The sequence below is a fragment of the Paenibacillus doosanensis genome, assembly GCF_025060755.1.
GTDB classification, from domain to species: domain Bacteria; phylum Bacillota; class Bacilli; order Paenibacillales; family NBRC-103111; genus Paenibacillus_S; species Paenibacillus_S doosanensis.
Map to the genome: position 1 here is coordinate 37,828 of NZ_JANYUY010000057.1, position 9,655 is coordinate 47,482.

Below are 9,655 nucleotides of genomic sequence, written 5' to 3' on the forward strand. Positions count from 1 at the left end.
GCCCTTTTATCTAACAGTGTAAGTTTATGCTTTACAGGCTCATAAGTTCATGATATCATCTAACACTGTAAGTCACAACCTAACACTGTTAGTTTGGAGACAAAATAAATAACAGAAAGTAGTGACCCGCATGGATGCAGAAAATCTTCATTACTTTGAAAAAGCGCCGGTCGCCAAAGCCGTAGCTCACTTCGCCGTACCGATGATGCTAGGCACGTCAATGAGTGTCATCTATTCCATCTTGAATGCCTATTTCCTTGGCACGCTGGGCAATACGGCCATGTTAACCGCACTCGCATTAACCTTGCCGTTATTCGCGATCATTATGGCGCTAGGCAACTTGATCGGTATCGGCGGCGGTACATTCATCTCCCGTTTGCTGGGAGAGAAAAAATTTGACGATGTCAAGCATGTATCCTCATTCGCCTTTTATAGCAGTTTGGTTCTCGGTGTTGTCGTGATGGCCGTCGGTCTCCCGTTAATCGATCCTATCGTTCATGGCCTGGGGGCAACGCCTGACTCCTTCGGATTCACGAAAGACTACGTCACGGTTATGCTTATCGGCTCACCATTCGTCATACTCTTCTTCACGCTGGAGAATATCGCGCGCTCCGAGGGGGCGGCAATCACGTCGATGACTGGTATGATTCTGAGTGTTGTCGTCAATATTATTCTCGATGCTCTAGTCATCTTCGTCTTCCATTGGGGCGTAATCGGCGTTGCGTCTGCCACGGTCATTTCCAATCTGGTTGCAAGTGCATTCTATGCCTTTCATATGGGATCTAAGAGCCAATTCCTAACGATCTCCGTCACATGGTTTAAGGTTACAAAGGACATTCTGTGCAATGTATTCAAAATCGGAGTTCCCGTCTTTGTAATGAGTATTTTCTTGGGCGCCATGTCGCTTATCTTTAACCATTTCCTTGTCGAATATGGGGACCAGGCCGTGGCGGCTTACGGAATTTCATCACGCCTGTTGCAATTTCCGGAGTTTATTTTGATGGGCTTATGCGAGGGAGTCGTGCCGCTGATTGCTTTCTCTTTTACAGCCAATAAACTTCGTATGAAGCATACTATTGGATTTACGATTAAAGCGATTGTCGCTTTAGCCGTCGTGTTCGGTATCATCGTCTATCTGATTTCCGACCACTTGATTGGTTTATTTACGAATGACCGGCAATTAATTGAAATGGGCAGCTACATTTTGCATGTGACGTTCTTATCCTTGTTCATTACAGGAATGACCACGTTGTTCACAGGAATCTTCCAAGCAACAGCGCAAGGAACCGCCGCGTTTATGATGTCCGTTATTCAAGGAATCACTCTGATTCCGGTGTTGTTTATCGCCAATCGAATGAACGGCTTCCACGGGGTGGTCTGGTCGCTTGTCATCGCGGATGCCGTCGCGTTCCTCGTTGGCGCCCTCATGCTGTATGTTCTGCGGAACAAATTGCAGCCGGATTTGGAAAGTTTAGTACAATAGACGATATATCATTCGCAGGAAAGCCGGAGATAGTGTTAACTTTTCGCGCATTAGTTTCGTCTAATGAGGAGATGTATTAAAATATGGCGGTGATAAGGTTTGAAATTGCTGGGATCATTTATGATTAGTTTTCTTCTCTTTTTCTCATTCGGGTGTGACTCTACACAAAAACCACAGGGCCACTCGCCAACGTCTGAACCAGTAATAAATCAGCGTTCGCAGTCCGCACTCATCGGTAAATCAGATTCATGTGAAGTTCCACCGCAAAATCTTAATTGGTCTGGAAAGGTGTACCGAAGCATAACTGAAAACACCCCAGCAGAACCTGGAATGAAATTCGGTTATGTGAAATGTGATAACGGGGATTATTTTGAAGCGGCAGATGACGGACCAGGCTCACTTATTGTATACAGTAACGGAGATCCTCGCACTAATCACGACCTGATCCTTATGGGTCAATGGGGACAGGCTCTTTATTCAGCAACCAACAATACCGAAGAATCAACAGAACCGTTGTTAATTGTCGGTACGGACAACCGCCTTGAGGCATCCCTAACCGACGAGAACGGCGTCAATCTCGGGAGCGTTACCGTGTACCCGTATACTGACGATTTTGACTTCAAATTGTATAAGCCCAACCATAGCCAAATTACAAATGAAGAAGCGATCGATACTCCCATCGGAAGCGGCACGCTATACACTCTCGACGCTGATAACGGTACAGCCGCCTCCGGTCTGACCGGCACACATGACGTCTATTTCGCCGTCATCGCGGTACAAGACAATAATATCTACGTACTGGAATTCTCAAAGCATGACAAAGAGGCGGCGACCAAAAAGCAATTCATCGATTTATTGAACGGGTTGAGGATAAAAAAGTGAATGCCAGCCGACAATTCGCTTTACTTGCGATACGGTTGTACCGCCATGAAGACGAAATAAAATGCGCCCTCTTGGACGGCCATCTTTTATTGTCAGGATATAAAGCTCAAGCTGAACTGCCACAATTTATCCGCTAAAGCTTTATTATAGTTAGAAGAAAACCGTTCATACCGATATGCAAATTCAGGTGCCGCGGGACCGCTTGGGCGAGTTCAATCCGGTTGTCGTCAAAAAAACAGACGGATGTGACCGGGATCGATGAGCCGATCACCGCGCTGTACGCCAAAGGCGTGAACTAAAAACCCCTGAGACTCAAGATCTCAGAGGCTTTAAATTCCTTTATATCACATGCTTCCCAACAGTCCTCTCACTCATTAACAAAGAGCCCGATAGAGAGGTCCTATTTGGTTTTACGTATCGTTTATCCTTATTTGTATAACACTTTATCTACATTGTATCTGGCCTTAAGTTCGTTAATAATAAATGTTTCGTAAATTTCCCTATGAACGGGGTCCTCGACAATATAAACCTCGATTTTGGTAACTTCGTCCCTGTGATTTTTCATGACGGATACTGTATCTTCAAAATGTTTTTTGATTCGGGGTCTTAGCTTGCGTGCTTTGCCGACGAATAAGAGTTCATCCCGATCATTGTAAAACATGAAAATCCCCGCTTTATCTCTTGAAATCAGGTGAAAATCCGTAAACCCATAAATATTGCTTAGCTCCGGGTTTTTCTGTTTGTGTATGGTGACATCCGGTGTTGGAATTGTTATTTGTATCATGTGCATCCGCTCCCTTTTTTATTATTACATGTAATACTTCAAAAAACGTAGTTACGGTTTAACGCGGCGCCTGTAACAGCAGCTTCAACGATTTAGGACCGCCGTCTCGAGCGGCGGCCGGAACCTCCGAAGGTTCCTTTTCTGCCAGCAGAGTCGTTTGGGGTAGCGCCTTTGCGAGGGCCGCGGGTGATACCAGCCTCGGAAGAGGTGACGCTGGCTTTGATCTCCCTAACTGTCGTCTGTGTCGACTCATTCATTGCCATCGGATACGGATGATCCCCGATCACCGGAATCTTCTGCTTGATCAGCTTCTCGATATCTTTCAGATAAGGAATCTCCTCGTACTCGCAAAACGAAATCGCTATTCCGCTTAATCCCGCTCGTCCGGTGCGGCCGATCCGATGCACATACGTTTCCGGGATATTCGGTAAATTGTAGTTAATGACGTGCGACAGCTCCTCGATGTCGATGCCCCGGGCCGCAATGTCTGTCGCCACCAGTATGCGCGTCACACCTTGCTTGAAGTTATTCAACGCAGCTTGGCGGGCGTTCTGCGACTTGTCGCCGTGAATCGCCTGCGCGGTAATCGCCGCCTTCGTCAAGCCCCTCACCAGCCGATCCGCGCCATGCTTCGTACGGGTGAACACAAGCGCGCTCTCGATCGACCGGTCTTGCAGCAGGTCGATCAACAGCGGCAGCTTATTCGGCTTGTCCACAAAGTAGAGTGTCTGTTTGATCCGCTCCGCCGTAGAGGAAACGGGCGTAATTTCGATTTTCATCGGATTCGTCAGCAGTGAGTTAACCAGAGAAGTGATCTCGGGCGGCATCGTCGCCGAAAAGAACAGCGTCTGTCGTTTGGCAGGCAGCTTGGCGATGATCCTTCTCATGTCGTGAATGAAGCCCATATCTAGCATGCGGTCTGCTTCGTCCAGCACGAGAATCTGCACGTGACGCAGATCGGCGAACCCTTGGTTCATCAGGTCGATTAGCCGGCCCGGCGTCGCTATTAGAATGTCCATGCCCTGCTCCAGCGCCTGCTCCTGCGCTTTTTGCGAGACGCCGCCTACAATCACGGCACTTCGCAGATTCGAAAAGCGTCCGTAAGATTTAAAGTTGTCGGATATCTGAATGGCCAGCTCTCGCGTAGGCGTCAGGATCAGCGAACGAATGACGCGCTTGCCGCCGCTCGGTCGTCCCTGCTGCGAGCTTAGCAGTTGGATAATTGGCAGCAAGAACGCCGCTGTCTTGCCGGTCCCCGTCTGAGCGCAGCCGAACAAATCTCGGCCCGCCAGCACCGGCGGAATGGCTTGCTCCTGTATGGGAGTGGGCTGTCTATAATTTTCCTTAGCCAGCGCTTTAAGAATGGGGGGAATTAGTTTCAATTGTTCAAATGTCATATAATCTCCTTCGTCATACCACCGTCGATGCGGAAGTTTCACTTCTTGCATTATACACCAGATATGAGATGATGTACTGCATTCTCTGTAACAGTTAAATTCTACATGCAACGACAAGCCCCCGCAGCAGACTTTCGCCACTAGCCCATCGCCATGCGTGGCGCACATGTACAAGATGGACGCCAAGTTATTTTTCCATTCCGAGCACTGCAAAAAGAAATGAGCATTTGGGTCGATATGCTCAAGCAGGAATGCCCGCGGCGGCCGCACTTACTTTATTTTAATGATTACTTTCCCCTTCGCCCTTCCGCTTTCCAGGTATTTAAATCCTTGCCCGGCATCTTTCAAATGATACACCTTATCAATAATAGGCTTAATGAGACCTCCTTCAATAAATTCCTTTAAAACCTTCAATTGTTCTCCGCTCGGTTTCATAAAAAGGAAGTGATACCTTGTTTGGCTCTTCTTCTCTTGAGCTTTGATCTTACGGCTCGCGACGGACAAAATTGTTGTTTTCATCCAGCCCAAATTAGCTTCTTTTCCAAATCTGGCGTTTGGCATACCGGAGATGGATACGATTTGTCCGCCTGGCTTTAGTATCCGGAATGATTTTACCAAGGCTTCTCCGCCTAAAGTATCAAAAACAGCGTCATATCCGGTAAGCATTTCTTCAAAATTTTCTTTTTTATAATTAATAATTAGATCAGCCCCCAACGATTTGACCAATTCATAGCCTTTTTCACTTGCTGTTGTGGCAACAAAAGCGCCCATCAGCTTGGCCATTTGGATGGCGAAGGTTCCTACGCCTCCCGAACCTGCGTGAATCAAAACTTTCTGGCCTTTTTGCAGATTTAATATATCAACAAAAGCTTGGTAAGCCGTCAATCCGATCAGCGGTATCGATGCCACCTCTTCAAAGGTTAGATTTTGCGGCTTCAGCCAAATATCTTCCTCATGAACAGCAATAAATTCGGCCAATGTTCCGATCCGATTTTTGCGGGGTCTTCCGTAAACTTCATCTCCAGGCTTAAATGTATTCACCCGGTCGCCAACCTTGACGACAACTCCGGAGAAATCATTTCCTAAAATGAGAGGAAACCTGTAATTCAGCAGGAATTTCATTTTCCCTTCCTTAATTTTTAAGTCAATAGGATTTAAGCTGGCTGCATGAATCTCCACTAGCACATCATGTTCTCCGATAGTAGGCATTGGTTGATCTGTAATCACGAACGGGACATTTTTTCCGTATTTCTCAATGATCATAGCCTTCATTTAAAATCACTCCATATATGATTATTAGTTTAAACATATAAACCTATTATGCAAAAAAGTTCCTCGCTACAGTATGCCCTTCAAGTCTTAGGGTAAACATGGAGTCATTTGCATTCATCTTCAACGGCAGTAATTAACGATTTGAGTTGTTCAAGTGGTTTACGGACAGTCAACACATAATAGTTTTCTACGCCTTTTTTTTCGGATTTAATAAAACCGGACTGTTTCAACACCTTTAAATGATGGGATACAGCAGGTCTAGACAAATTCATATGGCCTGATATTGTATTTACATTAAGTCCCGATTTATTCTGTGCCAACAGCATAATAATAGCTTGACGGTTTTCATCGGTCAGTACTTCCAATAGAGGGATACAATCTTTAAATTGTTGTAGAACATGCTCGATTTGCTGGCTCATACGATCCACCCTTTCGTTCATTCGTTTAATCTATTAAACATAATTATAGCTGTTTTTTTAACAAAATCAAGTTGTGTCCGCACTTGAAATTCAATTAGCCCCCATCTAGCGATGGGAGCCTGCGGCGAAGTCGCGTTCGTCTTCTCGGCTAATAACCCACCGAATTCCTTAAAGTAATAATATTTTCCTGAAGGAACGTTTGATTTTTTTCAATGCCTCTGTTTTTGCACCATACAACTGCGCTGAAAGCATCGTAAAAATCATAAAATGGCAGCACTCTTTCCAAAGCCAACATAGGTCGAATCGATTGATAACCTTCCATGAACGGTATCTTTGTTCTCGGATTGACTTCCCAAATGTACCGATTGACTTTTGTAAAATCGATTTCCGACGATCCGCCACGGGCACTCTCGAAATCAATGATGCCGACAACCTCGTTACCGTTCACCAATATATTACCTGGTCTAAAATCCATGTGAACAATGCATGGTCCGTCAGGGTCCGGTAAAGCGGAGAAAGCCTCATCAAAGCGAACAATACATCTTTCATACAATTTGGAGTCGAGAATCTCTTTGCATGGCTCTTTCCACTTTTCAAAATTACTTTTGATATATAATCTCCAATCATTCTGATGAAGTAACTTAAAACCATCGGTTACGTGGTAACCATACCCAGGAGTTTTAACCTCATGGAGCATAGCTTGATACACGCCAATTTGAAAAGAGAGCTTCTCATCCATGTCTCCTGTACAAGGCATACCTTGAATTGCTGAAAGCAGCAATGCTCCAGTAGTACTTTCATCCCCGTACCAAATGTCCAACACCTTAGGAACGGGTATGATCCCCTTTAATGTTTCAAGCATCTGAAATTCACGGAATAGTTTATCCTTGTTAAATGGAATTTTTACAAAAACGTTGTCTCCACTGGCAAGAGTAAGTTTGTATACATCAGAACTAAACGACTCTGGAACATCTTCTATATTCAAGAGGTTCAACTTTAGCTTTTCTATAACTTTTAGAATGGAACTCATATGGTACCTCCTGTTTTGGAGTAATTTTTCCGATTTATTTCCTCTGAAAGCCGAATCATATCCAATATCTTGCATATATCATATTCTTGACCCAGCCCCAAGACCCCTTTTTCGAGGAGGCATTTCATTTTTAAGAGGGATATTTGAATGAGGATTATCCAAGACACAGCAGCATCTTGTGCCGGATTGGGCCACCTCCAGCGACACTCCTCGATCAGGTCGAAGACACTTCAACCCTTCAAATAAATAAACCGGGTAATGTAAAAAGGAGTTGAATCGGGTTAGTATATAAGTATATAAACATTGGCAAACAAAAGGATAGGGGCGACAAAGTTGAAAATATTAGTTGTCGAAGATGATCTGTCGATGCAGAAGTCGATTTGCATGGGTTTGCGAAAATTCAGCTATGCAGTTGATGCGGCATCGGACGGCGAAGAAGCGTTGCGATTGGTTGAAATCCATGAGTATGACGCGCTCGTGCTGGACTGGAATTTGCCTAGAATCGATGGCATCGATGTCTTGAGAGAGATCCGCAAGAATAACCAGGACATCAAGATTTTGATTCTGTCGGCACGTTCCGAGGTAGAGGACAAAATTTTTGGTCTGGACACCGGAGCGAACGATTATATGGCGAAACCCTTTCACTTCAAGGAGTTGGAGGCTAGACTGCGGGCGCTGCTCCGCCGGAGATTCACCCAGACGGATACGCGGATGTCGCATGGCGAGCTGCTGATCGATACCGCGTTAAAGACTGCGTACGTTAAGGGCGACCTAATGGAATTGACGAAGAAAGAATACGGCATTCTGGAGTACCTGATGCTTAATAAGGATAGAGTCGTCAGTGCGGAAGAAATCATTGAGCACCTGTGGGACAGCAGCTTCGACGGGTTCTCGAACTCTCTCAAGGTTCATATCAATTCTCTCAAAAAGAAGCTGGCGGCGCTCTTGGGTGAACAGGAAGTGATCAAGAACCGGAGAGGCCTTGGCTATTACATAGCGGAGGTGCCGCTTGATGCATATTAAATCTCTTCCGCTGCGTGTGCGGCTAACTTTGTTAATGGCGCTGATACTCTCCATCGCATGCTTCTCGCTCATGGCCGCTTTAATCTATACAGCTCGCGTCGTTTATGTCGCCCCGCAGCTTGTTCCTAGAGTCAGTGCCTCCGAAGAAATGGGGAGAGAGCCCCTTCCAGCATCCATATCGTCTGTGCCTCCAATACCGTCCCCACCTCCCATCCCCTCCGTGCCGTCAGTCTTGATTGAGCAGCAGATTTACTTCGCCTCTACCGGCTTCCTGTGCGTAATCTTGATCATCGCTAGCGGAAGCGTCCTTGCCTACAGGGTAGCAGGAGGAGCGCTGAAGCCTGTCACAGACTTAAGCAAGGAGATCGAAGAGATCGACGAAAATAATCTGTACAGGCAGGTTCAGGTTCCCCCGTCCAAGGACGAGGTCGCGAGGTTATCCCTATCGTTTAATCGAATGACACGGAAATTGGAAAAATCTTTCACGGTTCATAAACACTTTACAGCCAATGCTGCTCATGAACTCAAAACACCGATCGCCGCTATGCTCGCCAGGATTGAGGTGGTACAGCTGGGTGGCCCGCCATCACTTGAAGAATATAAGGAAGCACTGCAGGATCTGCAGTGCAATGCGGAGCGACTTAACACCCTGGTTCACGATCTGCTCCGAATGAATGCGGACTTGAATGTGGCCGCTTGTGCGACATTCTCAGCGAAGGAGCTGTTCCAGTCGATCGTAAGCGAGCTTGCCGCGGAGATTCAAAGCAAGCATATCGATGTCGAAGTCCGCCTTGAGGATATACCAGTCTATGGAGAGAGGAATCTGTTGCAGCGGGCATTCTCCAACATTTTTCATAATGCCATCAAGTATAATAAGCCGAATGGGAGCATTCAAATCACTGGCACACGCCATCCGGATACAACGCGGATTATCATCGCCGATACGGGGATTGGGATTCCAAAGGATCAACTGGACAAAATCTTCGAACCTTTCTACTGCGTGGACAAGTCGCGTTCCAGAGAGCTGGGAGGCAACGGACTGGGACTGTCCATTACCAAGGCGGTCATCGACAAGCATAGTGGCTCCGTACAAGTCCAAAGCGAAATGGGCATGGGCACCACATTCGAGGTTCAACTGCCTAACCTACGCGATTAACCTAGAATTAACCTTTCCTCCCGTATAGTCATGGTATATCCATGTATGAGGGGGAGACGAGATATGCGAAGAATCATTTCAACCTGAATTTCGAAAGTACTGCGCATTAAAAACATAAAAAGGGCTCCAAATCTTTGGTAGAATGGTGTTTGTCCAGGACAACATCACCCAAAGAGAGGAGCACCTTTTAGGTGAAGTCTACCACACCG

General features: G+C 46.1%; 9 protein-coding genes and 1 pseudogene. 5 read left to right on the forward strand and 5 right to left on the reverse strand.

Annotated features, from left to right (window positions below):
- Nucleotides 1–130 precede the first annotated feature (130 nt).
- From N0M98_RS28345 to N0M98_RS33990, 3 genes and pseudogenes are all read left to right on the forward strand, one after another.
- Complete coding sequence (locus N0M98_RS28345) at nt 131–1,483, forward strand: MATE family efflux transporter (protein WP_249860346.1); 1,353 nt, start codon at nt 131–133, stop codon at nt 1,481–1,483.
- Between the two features lie 330 nt (nt 1,484–1,813).
- On the forward strand, nt 1,814–2,365 hold the full coding sequence (locus N0M98_RS28350) for a hypothetical protein (protein WP_259619857.1): 552 nt from the start codon (nt 1,814–1,816) through the stop codon (nt 2,363–2,365).
- A 154-nt stretch (nt 2,366–2,519) separates the two neighbouring features.
- Nucleotides 2,520–2,661: pseudogene (locus N0M98_RS33990) on the forward strand (transposase); the annotation flags it as partial.
- Between the two features lie 131 nt (nt 2,662–2,792).
- On the opposite strand, the gene N0M98_RS28355 reads toward N0M98_RS33990, so the two are convergent.
- The 5 genes from N0M98_RS28355 to N0M98_RS28375 all read right to left on the reverse strand — a co-directional run bounded on the left by N0M98_RS28355 (nt 2,793) and on the right by N0M98_RS28375 (nt 7,267).
- On the reverse strand, nt 2,793–3,149 hold the full coding sequence (locus N0M98_RS28355) for a nucleotide excision repair endonuclease (protein ID WP_249860344.1): 357 nt from the start codon (nt 3,147–3,149) through the stop codon (nt 2,793–2,795).
- A gap of 92 nt (nt 3,150–3,241) precedes the next feature.
- Nucleotides 3,242–4,546: a DEAD/DEAH box helicase gene (locus N0M98_RS28360; protein WP_259619858.1), complete on the reverse strand. Its 1,305-nt coding sequence runs from the start codon at nt 4,544–4,546 to the stop codon at nt 3,242–3,244.
- Between the two features lie 270 nt (nt 4,547–4,816).
- Nucleotides 4,817–5,818 (reverse strand): NADP-dependent oxidoreductase, encoded by a 1,002-nt coding sequence (locus tag N0M98_RS28365; RefSeq protein ID WP_259619859.1) that lies wholly within the window; start codon nt 5,816–5,818, stop codon nt 4,817–4,819.
- 104 nt (nt 5,819–5,922) lie between these two features.
- On the reverse strand, nt 5,923–6,237 hold the full coding sequence (locus tag N0M98_RS28370) for an ArsR/SmtB family transcription factor (protein WP_249866364.1): 315 nt from the start codon (nt 6,235–6,237) through the stop codon (nt 5,923–5,925).
- Nucleotides 6,238–6,385: 148 nt separating this feature from the next.
- The gene (locus N0M98_RS28375) at nt 6,386–7,267 is read right to left on the reverse strand and encodes a phosphotransferase family protein (protein ID WP_259619860.1); all 882 of its coding nucleotides are present in this window, start codon (nt 7,265–7,267) and stop codon (nt 6,386–6,388) included.
- Between the two features lie 333 nt (nt 7,268–7,600).
- On the opposite strand from N0M98_RS28375, the gene N0M98_RS28380 reads away from it, so the two are divergent.
- Nucleotides 7,601–8,290, forward strand: coding sequence for a response regulator transcription factor (locus N0M98_RS28380; RefSeq protein ID WP_259619861.1), 690 nt, complete (start codon nt 7,601–7,603; stop codon nt 8,288–8,290).
- The gene (locus tag N0M98_RS28385) at nt 8,280–9,446 is read left to right on the forward strand and encodes a sensor histidine kinase (RefSeq protein WP_259619864.1); all 1,167 of its coding nucleotides are present in this window, start codon (nt 8,280–8,282) and stop codon (nt 9,444–9,446) included. The genes N0M98_RS28380 and N0M98_RS28385 overlap by 11 nt, the downstream gene beginning before the upstream one ends.
- Nucleotides 9,447–9,655: the final 209 nt, after the last annotated feature.

Bases quoted from the DNA above. Each gene is read 5' to 3' on its own strand.
- N0M98_RS28345 (WP_249860346.1), top strand. From the start codon at position 131: ATGGATGCAGAAAATCTTCATTACTTTGAAAAAGCGCCGGTCGCCAAA.
- N0M98_RS28350 (WP_259619857.1), top strand. From the start codon at position 1,814: ATGAAATTCGGTTATGTGAAATGTGATAACGGGGATTATTTTGAAGCG.
- N0M98_RS28355 (WP_249860344.1), bottom strand. From the start codon at position 3,149: ATGATACAAATAACAATTCCAACACCGGATGTCACCATACACAAACAG.
- N0M98_RS28360 (WP_259619858.1), bottom strand. From the start codon at position 4,546: ATGACATTTGAACAATTGAAACTAATTCCCCCCATTCTTAAAGCGCTG.
- N0M98_RS28365 (WP_259619859.1), bottom strand. From the start codon at position 5,818: ATGAAGGCTATGATCATTGAGAAATACGGAAAAAATGTCCCGTTCGTG.
- N0M98_RS28370 (WP_249866364.1), bottom strand. From the start codon at position 6,237: ATGAGCCAGCAAATCGAGCATGTTCTACAACAATTTAAAGATTGTATC.
- N0M98_RS28375 (WP_259619860.1), bottom strand. From the start codon at position 7,267: ATGAGTTCCATTCTAAAAGTTATAGAAAAGCTAAAGTTGAACCTCTTG.
- N0M98_RS28385 (WP_259619864.1), top strand. From the start codon at position 8,280: ATGCATATTAAATCTCTTCCGCTGCGTGTGCGGCTAACTTTGTTAATG.